Origin of the sequence: Wolbachia endosymbiont (group B) of Lycaena phlaeas (assembly GCF_947251875.1) — a bacterium.
Taxonomy (GTDB): domain Bacteria; phylum Pseudomonadota; class Alphaproteobacteria; order Rickettsiales; family Anaplasmataceae; genus Wolbachia.
Map to the genome: position 1 here is coordinate 611,604 of NZ_OX366392.1, position 14,426 is coordinate 626,029.

Annotated in this window: 9 protein-coding genes and 1 pseudogene; 7 read left to right on the forward strand and 3 right to left on the reverse strand. The window is 32.6% G+C overall.

Going from position 1 to position 14,426, the window contains the following annotated elements; all coding sequences use genetic code 11:
- Nucleotides 1-143 precede the first annotated feature (143 nt).
- Nucleotides 144-5,744, forward strand: a complete 5,601-nt coding sequence (locus OPR37_RS02760) for an ankyrin repeat domain-containing protein (protein WP_264711302.1) — start codon at nt 144-146, stop codon at nt 5,742-5,744.
- A gap of 67 nt (nt 5,745-5,811) precedes the next feature.
- On the opposite strand, the gene OPR37_RS02765 is transcribed toward OPR37_RS02760, so the two are convergent.
- Nucleotides 5,812-6,792, reverse strand: coding sequence for an IS481 family transposase (locus OPR37_RS02765; RefSeq protein ID WP_019078870.1), 981 nt, complete (start codon nt 6,790-6,792; stop codon nt 5,812-5,814).
- 214 nt (nt 6,793-7,006) lie between these two features.
- Nucleotides 7,007-7,926 (reverse strand): annotated as a pseudogene (locus tag OPR37_RS06305) (IS110 family transposase).
- Nucleotides 7,927-8,167: 241 nt separating this feature from the next.
- Between OPR37_RS06305 and OPR37_RS02785 the strand changes: the two are divergent.
- The 6 genes from OPR37_RS02785 (at nt 8,168) to OPR37_RS02810 (ending at nt 13,178) form a co-directional block, all read left to right on the forward strand.
- Complete coding sequence (locus tag OPR37_RS02785; protein ID WP_264685012.1) at nt 8,168-8,335, forward strand: hypothetical protein; 168 nt, start codon at nt 8,168-8,170, stop codon at nt 8,333-8,335.
- 127 nt (nt 8,336-8,462) lie between these two features.
- The gene (locus tag OPR37_RS02790; RefSeq protein WP_264685013.1) at nt 8,463-8,930 is read left to right on the forward strand and encodes a hypothetical protein; all 468 of its coding nucleotides are present in this window, start codon (nt 8,463-8,465) and stop codon (nt 8,928-8,930) included.
- 32 nt (nt 8,931-8,962) lie between these two features.
- The gene (locus tag OPR37_RS02795; protein ID WP_265016910.1) at nt 8,963-9,325 is read left to right on the forward strand and encodes a hypothetical protein; all 363 of its coding nucleotides are present in this window, start codon (nt 8,963-8,965) and stop codon (nt 9,323-9,325) included.
- Between the two features lie 174 nt (nt 9,326-9,499).
- Nucleotides 9,500-10,303, forward strand: coding sequence for a hypothetical protein (locus OPR37_RS02800; RefSeq protein WP_264685015.1), 804 nt, complete (start codon nt 9,500-9,502; stop codon nt 10,301-10,303).
- A 100-nt stretch (nt 10,304-10,403) separates the two neighbouring features.
- Nucleotides 10,404-11,564: a porin gene (locus OPR37_RS02805; protein ID WP_007302847.1), complete on the forward strand. Its 1,161-nt coding sequence runs from the start codon at nt 10,404-10,406 to the stop codon at nt 11,562-11,564.
- A gap of 273 nt (nt 11,565-11,837) precedes the next feature.
- Nucleotides 11,838-13,178, forward strand: a complete 1,341-nt coding sequence (locus OPR37_RS02810) for a DNA recombination protein RmuC (protein WP_007302846.1) — start codon at nt 11,838-11,840, stop codon at nt 13,176-13,178.
- A 32-nt stretch (nt 13,179-13,210) separates the two neighbouring features.
- Here OPR37_RS02810 and OPR37_RS02815 read toward each other — a convergent pair whose 3' ends face one another.
- A complete protein-coding gene (locus OPR37_RS02815; RefSeq protein WP_012482049.1) occupies nt 13,211-14,317 on the reverse strand; it encodes a D-alanyl-D-alanine carboxypeptidase family protein in 1,107 nt (368 codons plus the stop codon).
- Nucleotides 14,318-14,426 lie beyond the last annotated feature (109 nt).

Sequence of the window (14,426 nt, forward strand, 5' to 3'; positions counted from 1 at the left end):
AAAGTTACTTGAAATTAACTTAAGGTTTCTACAGCAAATTGTTTTGGTACAGCTGTATAAGAATCAAATGTTGAAACCAATCTTTAGAAAAGAGGTTTACGACAAAATCATCAAAATATGAATATTAAAATATAGGGGGCTTTATGTTAGGTAAAGAAAATACAAAGGAACAAGTAATAGATAATCAATCTAGGTTAATAAGAATGCAAAAAGAAGACACACTACTATCTAGCAGTCAGCAAATATTAAAGCTGCCAGAAGGTTTTACAATAGGAAAAGCAATTGGAGGAGGAGATTGTTTCTTTGATGCAGTTGCACAGGGACTTAAGCAATTAAATCCTGGAACAAACTTTACTGTGAAATCTTTGAGAGAAGTTTGTAGGAAGCAAGCTTTAATTAGTCAAGAAATGAAAGAAAAGATTATAGCAGATGCTAGAAACCGTGAAGATTCTACAGTAATACTCCCAGAGCCTGGTATTAATGATGATGAATTATGGAAGACTTATTTGATTGGTATAGAATACAGTATTGAAGATATAGAAAAAATGCAGAGGGACAATAAAGACGTGTTTTTATTGTTAACTGATTTAAAGTATGGAAGTACGTTGCAGATTCCTATATGGGGTAGGCCTGAAATTGAGGGAAGTATGATTTGTAATGAATATAATATTAAGCTGCATGTTATTGAAGATCTTCATATATGTGGATGGTCAGGGTATCTTATTGATGAGTTAACATCCAAACCTGTAAGTACAGATTATAATGAAAAAAATACTATACATATAATAAATAAAGGAGGTTTCCATTTTGAGCCAATCTTGAGCGAGACACTATTAATAAGAGAGTTTACTAATATTATAGAGGATTCTAGTATTCTAGAAGATAGAAAGCTTGAAAAGCTGAAAAGTTTTTTTAAGGTATATCCGAGTCTAAACGTTAATTTTCGAGTGAATCAATGCAGTGATACACCGCTGCATATTGCTGTTTGCCTGGGAGAGTTAACAATTGTCAGATTTTTGCTAAAGATAGGAGCGCAAGTTGATGTTTTAGATGGAGAGGGAAAGACTCCTATAGATATTGCTAAAGATAATAACAGAAAAGATATCGCTAAGATACTGCAACCACTTATTTCATATGAAGAAGTTGATGTACCGGGAGATGGCAGCTGCTTATTTTGGTCTGTTGCTTTAGCTTACTTAGCTCCCGTAAAATTTGATGATTATGCCTTCCATGAAAGGTTTAAAGAATTATTTGCGAGCGACCATGATGTACATTCAATTCAAAGGCTAATGCAAAGTAATGCAAATATTTATGAAGATAGTGTAATGAAGCAATTAGTAACGAAGACATTTCGTTGTGAGGTTGCTGATGCAGTATATTTCAGCCAAAGAAGATTTGAAAATAAGGTTGAAATTATGGATCTTTTTGAGAGTCACAGTGGAAGTTATTTTACAGGAGGTACCTTTAAAAAAGAGTTTGAACATGAATTCGGTGCTGAAAAAATTAAGCAGTATAATATTGATATTAGTAAACTCCAACCCAATTTTTTTGACGAAAATGCAGTAAAGGAAATTTGTACTGAACTTAATAAGATAAAAAAACGTAATCAAGTTCAAGAATTTGTATTTGACACATACTTAAAGTGCATGGAACTTACTGGAGTTTGGGGTGGAAAGCATGAAATAAATTCAATGTCTGATCTACTAAATACAGCGATAATAGTGTCTCAGAAAGATTCAAAAGATCTTATATACAATGAAGAGAAAAAATACTGTAATAAAATACACTTATCCTACAAAGGAGGTAATCATTATCAATTTTATCAAGTAGAGTATTCAAATTTGATGAAGTTTGTTCTGAGTTTCATTCAATCATTTGAAACGAGGATCATTATATATGATGTGCTTGCGAGTATGCTGAGAGAGGGGAACAGAATATTTTTTGATGGAATGAACACTAATAGATCTGTGCGGAGTATTTTTGGATGTTCAATACATACAGATGACTTGGCAATGTTTGGTATGAGGGCATCTTTGAGAACAGGTAATGTAATAAAAGCGACAAAAAATTTTATTAATCTATCAGACTTAATAGAAACATTTAATGAATATAAACTGGGCTTTAGAAAAATATTAGTAGATGCTGGATGCAATATTTTTCAAAGTTTTGAAATGCAGTTTGAGAAAATAGGCTTTGATCATGTTTCAAAGATAGCAGATGACATTGTAGATAAGATCATCGAATATTATATTCAGAAAGAATACAAGGGAGATTTGAGCAAGCTAGGGATAGCTGAAACCCTTGTTCTCAATACATATTTGCAAGAGGTGTCTGCGCAGTATGGAGAAATAAGTTATAACCTTAAAGATTTATATGAAAATATCGGAATTGCAGAAGGAAGTGAAGGCTCTTTTATATATTATAGAAAAAGAAGTGAAGATAAATCTAGTCAGTATGGTTATCGCCGTTCCCTTATGGGTGAAAAGTCGAAAAGAACATATGAGACAAGATATATTAGAGTAGAAACTACAAACGTAGAACTTGAAAATTATGTGTATACTTTAGATGCCTTAAATATACAAGAGTTTAAGGCTAAAGTGGAGCAGGTATTTTATATTGTCAATAAAGAAATCCAAATGCCAAGCAAAAAGGTAATTGAGGATCTTATAGTAAAAATTAAATCTCATATTGAACAAGAGGTAAGCGTTTTAAGCGAGTATATCTTACTTTTCTGTCAAGGATGCAAACAAAGTTTAGATATGAATATGAGATACTTAGTTGAAGGAGAAGGAATAAGGAAAGGCAAAAAGATAATAGAAAGGGCTGGAAAAAATAGTGATGTTATATATTCGATGGAAAACAATTTAAAAACAATTCCAAATTTATCTTATTATCTAAAAGTAAAAGAAGCATTTGTAAAGCATGCTGAAACAGTCGCTCAAGACTATAGCAACCTACTTGAATCAGAGCATGATAATGCAGCAAGATCTAGGAGTTTTCGGTCTAGTATAAAAAGATTATCAAATGTAAAAAAATTAGGATTTCTATTTGGTAAAATGAATTTTCAGGATGTATGTGATCCAGTAGAAGAATTCACTGGAAGGCAAGAACAAATAGATGAGATATATACAAAATTGCAGGGGGGAGCGGTAGTAATAGTAGGTCCATCTGGTATTGGTAAAACTCAATTAGCTAGAAAGTTTGTTGAAGAAAACAAAGGAGCTTATCTTCATGCCTATGAGGTGAGTACTCAAGATATATTATCCATAGAAAGTTCTTTTGCTTCCTTTACCCGAGATAGGTTAGCCATGTTTATGGAAGGAGGAGTAGGAAATAAAGAAAAGAAAAAATGCCTATTCCTTTTTCAGGGAGTTAAAAAAGAAGATCTAGAGAGGATTTTAAAGATCAGAGGTCAAAGAGGTGGTTTTGATTGCCTGTTTACTTCTTCTGATCAAGATTATCAAGATATAGCAGAAGTATCTTTAGATAGTCTTGAAGAAAAAGAAGCTGTACAACTTGTCAAAATAATTTTAGAGATGGCAGATAGATCGCAAGATGAACAAATAAAAGCGCTCATAAGAAAACTAAAATGTTTTCCATTGGCTATAAATCTAGCAGCAGCATGTATTAAAAACAAAGGATCAAGCTCTTTGAGCGAAGCATTTGGAATTTTTGAATATTTAATAGAATACGAAAGGTTTAATCAGAAATTTCCACGAAACACTGGACAAAATGAATACGATAGAATATTGCAAATAACATTACTAATCTCGATGGAAACAATAGAAAAGATGAGTTCTGGAGAGAAAATTCTAAAAATTTTAAGTATTATGGCTTATTTTGATCATAGTGCAATTGATCCCAGTTTATTTCTTACCTGGATTAGATATGAGGATGGACTATACTCCATTTTCGAATTGCTAGAGCAGTATTCCATAATTTATGTAGAAGGATCAGATAAATACAAGGTTTACATTATGCATGAATCGGTCAAAAAAGTAGTGCGTTCATGGCTTAGCATAGATGAGGAAAAACACATATTAAGTTGTGTCATAGAACTGGTATCTGAAGCTGAAGGAGGATTTTTAGATGTAGTTCATCTCTTATCCTTGTTTGATCATAGTCAAAAATATGACTATCTAATAGAAGAAAATAAGAATTTTCCTTGTTTAGTTTTGAGTAGCTTAAATGAGTTACATGAGTATAAAAAAGTTATCAATCTCACGTCACAATTATATCAATTACTTGCTGTAGATGATAGATATTCAAGATTAATTAAATATGAGTTTGCCTGCGCGCAAGCTGGTTTGGGACTATATGATAGAGCGTTAAAAATCTTTCTGGATTTAAAAAAACTCGAGAAGGTAAATGATACATTTCCTTCTCTTACTTTGGATAAAAAAATACTTTCTACTTATCTCAAACAAAAAAATTATAAAGAAGCATTGTCATACGTTAAATACAATAACTTTATAGTCAATAGTTTATATGGAGAAGACATCATGGAACTTATGGAAGAACATCTAGATATAGCAGTTATTATAGCTGAAGTATTTGTGATGCAAAAAAGATATACTGATGCATTTACAACTTTGTACTATGTAAGACGACTGAGAGATGAAATTTTCCTTAAACTAGGTGATTTTTACTCCGATGATGATCCTTATCTTTATCCTTCCGAGATATATGAACTTTATAATTTAGATACAAAATATATCTATGCCCTAGCATATTTCTTTATGGTTCAAGAAAGAAAAAAAGTAACTATAAATGAAGGAGAGTTATCACATAAAGAGGATTTACCTCGTGAATTGAGTATACAAGCTTTATTTAGGAATCTACAAGATGTTCTAATAAATCAAGAAGGTAGTCAGTACTTACAACCTGCTCCTTATTTTGTTGAAATAGAAGTAGAAAAAGTCATTCAGAGGGAATTAAGAGAAAAAACATTGCGATATTTTGAGGAAGTACTGAAGCTACAAAAAAATTATGGATTTTTAGATAATCATCCTAACGTACTATCTGTGAAGTTTTATATAGCTGTTTTACATAGCTGCTTAGGGGATAAGGAAAAAGCATTACAAGAACTCCAACAATTGCAAGAATTACAGGAGAAAGTGATAGGAGTAAATCATCCTGACACTTTAGGAACTGTAAATGCTATACAAGAATTATTTACTGAAGGTGAAGACAAGTTAACATATTTAAGAAATGAGATAGAAAAAAGAGAATCGCTCTTACAATTTGAAAAATCTGATTTGAATGCTAAGGGTGTCTCAATTTTAAAAGAGCTTTATGTAGAAAAAAATAGCGAAAGTTCTTCTTCAGTATCAAGTGAAGAATTACTGCTAGAAAACAAAAGTTTTCTAGACACAGAGAGTACAAAAACTAAAAGGAGAAAAATGGATAATCAGCAGCAAGTCTCAGAGTTGCAAGATTGTACTTTATCAGGCTCAGTGAAGGGTCAGTGTATATCACCTAAAAGAAGAAATTTGGAAAATATGAGAGTGACATCTCTAGGTGTTCAGAAGACTGTAAATCTATCACTAGACAGAGAAGGGTCACTCATTGAGCTGAAATATAAACTGAATCATTATGACGATCAAATACAAAGATTTATACAATGGGAAAATAGCAATTTGAAAAAGTCACAGCGGCCAATATCTTCACTTAACAGCATTACTATAGAACCTACGGATAATAAGAGCCTGAGAGGAGTTACTTCTGCTGGTCAAGTTGCTTAATTTTATCTGTGTGATTCATATAGGTCATAACAACTGATTTGTCAGATTAAGTCTGAATTTTAAATAGTTAAGTAACGTTGTGTTTTTGAATTGACTTTAATCTTTGATCATGCTTGTAATTTTGCATGACAAAAGGCTCCTTTGACGGAATGTAATTTTTTTGCACTTCACTTAAACAAGGAATTGTACTTTCTAGCTCTTTATATTTTTCCCATGGAGTTTTCCCTTGAAGAGAGCTATGAGGACGTTGTCTATTATAATGGTTTTCCCAATCTCTGAGTTTAATTTGTAGGTCAGGATCCTTGATGTTAACACTACTGTAAAATTCATCTAAATCTGTACGCTGAGCTCTTTCCACTTTACCGTTTAAATGCGGGGAAAATGGCTTGATAGGACGAAATTTGATTTTCCATTTTTTCAAATATTCTTGCACCCCATAAGCAAAAAATTCCTGTCCTCTATCGGTTTGAATTCTTTGACAATGAAATGGCATTTTTTCTCTTAGTTGTTCAAGAAAATCTAGAGTGTTTTCTGCAGTACGTCTTGGGTACAATGTAACAACTTTATAACGTGTACAATCATCTATAGCGGTATACTGATAAAGTCCAGAAGCTATTTTGCATACATCCATCTGTATACGCTCTCCTGGTACTTTACAGTTGTAACGCTTTATTTGTTTGCGGTAATGACGTTTAATACGTAAAAGACTTACATCATATTTTTTGAAAACTTTGTGTATAGTAGCCAATGAAAAAGAGAGATCATGTAAACGTTTCAATTCAGTTTGAATACGTCTTGCTCCTAATTTTCTAGTTTTTCTTAAGTGGAGAATAAGTTGATCACTAGATATATTGGTTTTTTGTAAAGGTGAGGTTTTAGGCCTGCTACTAAGATTTTCTAATCCTTTTTCACCAAACTCCTTGTAACGTTTACACCATTTGCGTAAGGTAAAGCGTGAAATATTATAGTGCTGACATACTCTTCCTGCATGACCTAATTTTTTATATAGGTTTACCCAATTCAGGCGTAGCTTAACTTTAGAGTCCATTTACTTGCGGCTTTTATTGTTGATATACTTCCCACCATAATTGTAATAAGGTATATAAACTATCACAAGTACAAATTTCTATTTGATCTTACATTTTTATTGTAATAACCTATATGAATCACACAAATAAGCATTGTTCAGGAAATGTGAAAATATTAGATTTCTTGTCATTCCAGTTTCTGCTCCTGTCATTCCAGTACTGGAATCTACCGTCTTAAGCGTCAAGATAAAAACTATTGTTTTTTACCATGGCATTTAAACAAATAATGATTTTTCTTATGACAGCAACTAATGCAACTTTAGCGGCTTTGCCAGAAGCAACTAAGCACTGATAAAGAGCTTTCATTTTCCTGTTATGACGCATTGCGACCACAGCAGACATGTATAATGCTTTTCGAGCATAAAACCTGCCACCTATGATTTGAGCTTTGCTTACCTCTTCCGCTTTCATTAGTTTTTGGTGCAACTCCAATTAGACAGGCTATTTCTTTATTATCTAATCTACCAAGCTCAGGTACTTCTATGAGTAGGATACTCGCAATTTTGCGTCCAATACCTTTATAGCTAGTTAGAAGTTTGCTTTTTTCCTTCAAACCAGGGTCAGAGTCTATTATGTCTTCTATGTCTTGCCTAACTTGCTCTAATTGTTTTTTGGCAAATTCTATCTGCTTTACTATATATTTTCTGGCTTTTCCTGTCACATTATGTAAACGACACATATTTGCATCGCTTAGATTACGCTCAATTGCTCTTAGTTCTTTTAGTTCTTCTTGTTTTTGTGAAACTATACATTCTACTACCTCATCGTTTTTTGTGATAAATTCAGCATACTTTTCTAGCAATTTTGCATCTAATTTGTCTGTTTTTGCAAAATGGTTACAAGCTTTCGCAAACGCATATACCCGGTTTGGGTGAGCTCTATGAACAACTATACTATGTTCTTGTAACAATTTTACGACAAGTTTTTCATAACCGCCTGTTTACACATAATTCAACAAATATATTAACTATTTTTGACTTTATAAACTCAGATATAGCTTTTTCTGCATTTTCTATACGCTGATGTTTATTGTTGATTGAAATATCAAGTGTCTCTTTTGAAACATCAATACCCATAAAAACTGTTCTAGCCATTTTTGCACCTATAAATTATAATCAAATAACAATATAAATGATGTACAGGATTGTGATTCGATCTTTTAGGTCCCCCTACCGTTCGTACTACATTTTTTAAGCAAGGAGTGTACCGAGATTCCTACGATTTCTATCAATCCAATTGACAGCTTGCTCATTATAGCGTTGCAACTTTGATTTAATATACAATCCAATAGTAAGAGGCTAGTATCAGTACTATGGCAGGTTTTACCAATCGGAGGTGTATAAACCTCTTAACAATGTAGAGCAACATCTAGAAAAGTGGACAAGAAAGAAATATCCGAAACTTGGAAAAAGACTAGCAAGGCAACTTCTAGGAAAAATAAAAGAAGAGAATCCAAAGACTTTCTACCACTGGACATTAGGGTTAGGTCAAAAGGCTGAATAATGGAAGCTGTATAAATCGAGAGATTTACGTACAGTTTTGCGAGAGACTGACTGGGGAAGTTCTGCCGGTCTACTCTCCAAGATTTCACTTAATTCTACCAAGAGAAGCAGTACCTAATTCTTTCGCTTTGAATCTTTTATCTTTGCTTAGTAAGGGAAATGAGCTGGCTTTACCTATTATATTAAAATACCTTTCTTGCAGAACTGTATTTAAAGATTTTGGTCAAAAACTACAGGCTAAAATGGATCAAGATATAAAAGAACAAAACGATTCTAAAATTTCTCAGGAGATTGAGTTATGCAAAAAAGACATTTTAAATCTTCTCAATGGTGGTAAATCAGTATTAGACGTTCAATTGAAGCAGCGGTATAAAAAATACTATTCGTTAATAGATAATGAGATTGAAGAGTTAAAGACTCAAATTTTAAAAGAACTAGAAGATTATATTAGCAATACTAACGTTAATAAAATGTATCGAAGCCTTAATAATAAAAAGAAAAACGAAAAATCATTAAAAGAAGTAGCGTTAGGATCTTGTTCATTGGGTGGAATTTGCTTGTTAATATTTTTTTCACTTGGTTTTTTATTTTTTTAGCAACAACCATTGACCCACCTGCTCATATGAGTATGTATAAAGTAAAGGTTTTTAGGTGTATAGGAGCTTCACCTTTAGTTTTTGCATCATTAGCACTCACAGTAGCAGGTGTAGCTTACTTAACAAGTTGTTATCTAAATCATAGTTTTACAAAAGAAATACAAGACTATATAGAGCAACCAGTAAAATGTATGGATAAGGCAACTAATAATAAAGAATCAGACAATTTTCCTTCTGACAATTATGAAAAAGTACAACCTTCAGCACCGCTTGAGGAACTACTACCTTCATACGAGGAATCGTGTTCATCACCACCGTCATACGAAGAATCGTGTCACAGTAGTTTAGGTTATATTCAACCATCTAATCCAATACAGCAAAATCAGTTGTTGTGATGAAGGTATTAAAGAAAACAAGCAAAATTACATTTGTAATTTTGCTTCCTTTATCATCACTTAGAAATAGCTGGTTATGTTATGCTTGCCTATACTTGATTAAGTATATCAATAGGTAAATAAATCTTAATACAACTTTATTATACTGGTAAATACATTTTATAGAATGAAAGCATGGAAGATTTTATAACGGCAAGAAGGAAAGATGATGCTGTGATATCTGTTTCTCAGGATAATGAGAAAAAAAACGTGTTAATCTTGGGACTCAATCAAGCAGCAAGGAATTTATTAAAATGTGAAGAAGGGAATTTACTTAATAAGCCGTTAATCAATATTTTAAGTGCAAGAGCAGCTGAAGATATGAAAAGCTATTTGGAGTATACTGAAGATGGGCGCGATTTGCCCGATATATTGCCAAAAGTGATAGGCTTTTCTTTAATCGACGCTAAAGGAGAAGATATAAAAACAAAGGTAAAAGTTTTTCGCACAACGCAATTTACTAATAGCAAGATTAATTATGAGCTATTGATACGTGACATTAGCCTGTTTCATAAGCTAGCAATGTTTAGGGATAAATATCTGATGGGTAAGAAATATAAAAAACACAACTTGTTTGATATACCAGACAATGATTCAACGATTTTGGAGTTATATGTCATATTGAATTTTGCCTTTGAATATCAAATTAATGCAGTTATAGGAATAATAGGTTTAAACAGCAGTTGTAATAAGGAAAATGATACACTAAAAATTATCATAGAACATTTTTATAAAAATTGCCGTAGTGATGATTTTTTAGGATGTATTGATGAGAATAAGGTACTTTTTATTTTGATGAACTGTGATGCAAATAACACATCTAAAATAGTTAATCGTATACATTCTTCCATTAACAAGCAGTTATTAAAGCGAAAACTATCAAGCATATCAATTATTTATGGAAATATAATTCAAAAACATAGTGTGAAGAATGCTTAAACGCTTTTGTCATTAATTGGTTTGTAGTATCTAAGTTCTACACAATATAAGGATTGTTTTTTATTTCTGTTAAGCTTATATTAAGAATTTAAGCTTACCTATGAGGTTACTAATCACACTATTTTTATCATTACTTGTGGGAGGAAGTGCTAACGCTAGGGTAATTCTGGATAAGGAGATGTTTTATGTAGAACTAGATGGAAAAGTAGATTTAAGATTTGGCTACGCTTTCAATAAAGATTCTTTTAGCTCTACAAAAGACAAGACCTCAAGCTATTCAGACCTGCGCTTTCTTTATTTGCAGCAAGTTTATCCAAATACACAACTGGGGTTTAATGTTAAGGTAGGAGTTTCTGGTATTGCAAACTTAAAGGCACTAGACATAGAAAAGTTAGAAATGGAGAAGTGGTATTTTATCATAAAGAACCAGGAATTTGGATCAATTGAATATGGTAAAGGAAGTTTAGTTAGTCAGAGTATGTTAATTAACACTTCAAAAATTTACACAGCTGCCGGAGGAATAAATGGTCATTGGACAAATTACTCAAATTTGCGCGGTAATGAAAAAAAAGATAATGATCCTGGGTATGATAAAGATGAGGTATTTTGGGTAAAACCCAATATTTACAGCGACTATAATGGACTAGAGCTGAAGTTAAAACAACCAACGATAAACTATATTTCTCCTGAAATCTATAACTTTCAACTTGGACTCAGTTATGTTCCAGGAAAAAATAATTTGCAATATAACAATCTAATAGCCGCTGGTCTTTCCTATAAAAATGGCTTATCAGATGAAATAAATTTTACTACTGCTTTTACTGGTGAGTTTGCAAGAGAAAATTTAACTGATTGCTCGGATGGTACTTCTGAAAATTATAAATGCCGTAATCAATTGCTACACTGGAATTTTGGCTTGAAGCTAAAACTTTTTGAACTTGATTGCATTTTTTCGTACGGTAATGGCGGTAAATCTGGTGAGAAACGTAGTCCTGAAACAAGTAATATGAATTATATAAATGCAGGTGTTGCTTATCATTCTGATTCTCGTAAAGTGAGCTTAACATATTTTAGTAGTAGCAGGGATATTGTAGGCAAAGGTACAAACGAATTAACATCACAGGCTTTCAGTCTTGAATATCCATTAGCTCTTGGCACTTCATACTACTTCGATATTGTAAAATTTAGTACCAAAGAACCTGAAATCGAAAGTAATAACTCCGGGTATGTGCTTTTGGCTGGGCTGAAGCTAAGTTTTTAATGAAATAACCGGTTTGTAAGTGTTGTAATGTGGTAAATAGTAAGCAATGAGAGTAAAATCGAGTTGTTAATATATGTGCTATTTGATATGATAAAAATAACTATTATATAAGATTTTTAATAAAAAGACATTATGTCACTAATCCAAGTGTAGGCGATTATTAATTAGTAAACCAAATCCTTCACAAAAGAGTACCTCATTTGATTCTCTTTTTTCTTTTTTATATATAGAAAAATTAGATAGTATTGTGAGTGCGGTTTTTTCTGTATTCTGATGCTTCTCAATTCTATAGTTCTCGGGTTAAATTTTCTTTTTTTACTGTTATTTCTCTTTTTCGTCGTAAAAAAGAATAGAAAGCTAAGTGAGGAGAAAGCAAATCTTGAACTTAAATTAGAGCGTGAGCTTCAAGAGGCAAAGCGAACTTTACTGAATAAGGATGAAGAGATAGTTGGGTTGAAAGTCAAAAAAGCAGAGCTTGAAGTAATTCTACAAAAAGAGCGTGAGGAAAAGAAAAAGGAAATAGAATTACTGACAAAAGCAGAGGAGAGGCTTACAAACACTTTTAAAGCTCTCTCTCTTGATGCTTTGCAGGTAAACAACAATAATTTTCTGAATTTAGCGAAGGAAGTAATCGATAGTAAGCTAAAAGAAACAGAAAGTGATTTCAAAAAAAGGCAAGCAACGATCAACGAAGTTGTCACTCCAATAAAAGAAAAGTTAGAAAAATTCGATAGTGAAATACGTGACCTAGAGAAGGAGAGGGTAGGGGCCTATGAAGGTTTAAGGGAGCAAATTGGAGCATTAATGAGTCAAACTTCTAGCCTTGCTAACGCCCTGAGGAAGCCTCACATTAGGGGAAAATGGGGTGAAATGCAGCTAAAAAGAGTAGTAGAAATGGCGGGAATGATTGAATATTGCGATTTTTTGACTCAAGCTTCAGTAATTGATAAAAATGAGGACAATTTGTTGCGTCCTGATTTGATAATAAAAATGCCATCAGGAAAGCAAATAATAATAGATGCTAAAGTACCACTTGATTCTTACATGGATGCTATGTCGCAAAATGATTTACAGATACAAAAGGAAAAATTGAAGAATCATTCTCTGGCAATAAAAAAACATATAAATGATCTAGGCAGAAAGGAATATTGGAACCAATTTGAAAATACGCCAGAGCTTGTGGTACTTTTTTTAACAGGAGAAGGGGTTTTCAGTGCAGCACTAGAATGTGAACCAGCTTTGATAGAAATTGGAATAGAAAAAAAAGTAATTATTGCAACACCAATCACTTTAATCGCGCTACTTAGGGCAGTAGCCTATGGATGGAAGCAAGAGATGATAGCTGAAAATGCAAAGAAAATAAGTGAACTAGGCCATATTTTATATGAGCGAATCTGCACAATGGGCGAAAATTTTGATAATTTACGCAGAAGCTTAAAAAGTGCTGTTGATCATTACAATAAAACTGCTGGTTCGCTTGAGGCAAGAGTGTTTCCTGCTGCCCGAGAATTCAATAAGCTTGGTATACATGCAAAAAATAAAGAACTCACTGCTGCAAAAGAGTTGGAATCTTTACCACGCAGTTTACATGCTGAGAGGTTGAAAGTAGATTAGTATTTCAGGTCTCCTTAACTTACATTTGCTGATTAAAACAACTTTCTAAAAATTTTTTTTATATAGCTCAATTTCTGCACATCATTTGCTGTATAAACAGGTATAGTTTGTTGCTCAGTACCAGGTATTTCTACAAAAATTTTGCCCACTTCTTGACCTTTTTTAATTGGTGCGGGTACCATATCTTTATACTCAATACGCACTTTAATTTTATCATGTAATCTGCGGTTATAAGTTATGGTAACATCGTTTGCAACTGTAACGGGCACCTTTTTATCTTTTCCATAAACAATATTTATTTCTTCAACTACGCTATCCTTAGCAAATATTTTCTTGGTATTAAAATGATTTAAGGAATATTGTATTAGTCTTTTTGCTTCCTCTATTCGCTCTTTCTCGGTGTCCAAACCATTCACAACAGCAAAAATTCTCCTATCGTTCCGTTTTGCAGATACTATAATTCCATAACCACCAGCACTTGTATGACCTGTCTTTAGACCATCAACTCCAATATCATGGAAAAGTAAAAGATTTTTATTTTTTTGTACAATATCGTTATATGTCAAATATTGTTCAGAGAATAGATCATAGTATTCAGGAAAATCAGTAAAAATCCTTTTTGCCAGTGTTACCAAGTCTTTTGCGCTCATAAAATGGTTTTCATCTGGCCACCCGCTTGAGTTAACAAAATGACTATCATTAAGATTTAAATCTTGTGCAACTTCATTCATTTCAGCAACAAAATTCTCTTCTGATCCTGCGATACCCTCGGCTAGCGCTATGCATGCATCATTACCTGAGGCAATTGTAATTCCTTCAAGTAGTTCTTTTACCGTAACAAATTGACCTTCTTTCAAAAACATAGAAGAGCCTTTCCTTTCCCATGCTTTTCTACTTACTCGAAATTTATCTTCCATTTTTATTATTCCAGCTTTTAGATAGTCAAAAGCTACATATAAAGTCATTAACTTACTCATTGAAGATGGGGCCATTTTTTCCCTGGAATTGTGTTCAAAAATGAACGAGTCTGAAGCTAAATCTAAGACAATTGCTTGCTTTGCTTTGGTTCTAAACTGATATGAGTATGAGTAAAAAGGAAATATAAAAATTAATAGCAAAGTTACTAATTTGCTTAACATATTTATAATTTTAAATTTATAGTGTACTAATTAATAGTATGATTTTGCACGAGCATTTCAATAGATCTCTCGCATAAAACTTCCTTGACAAACTGCGCCAGCCCCCTTA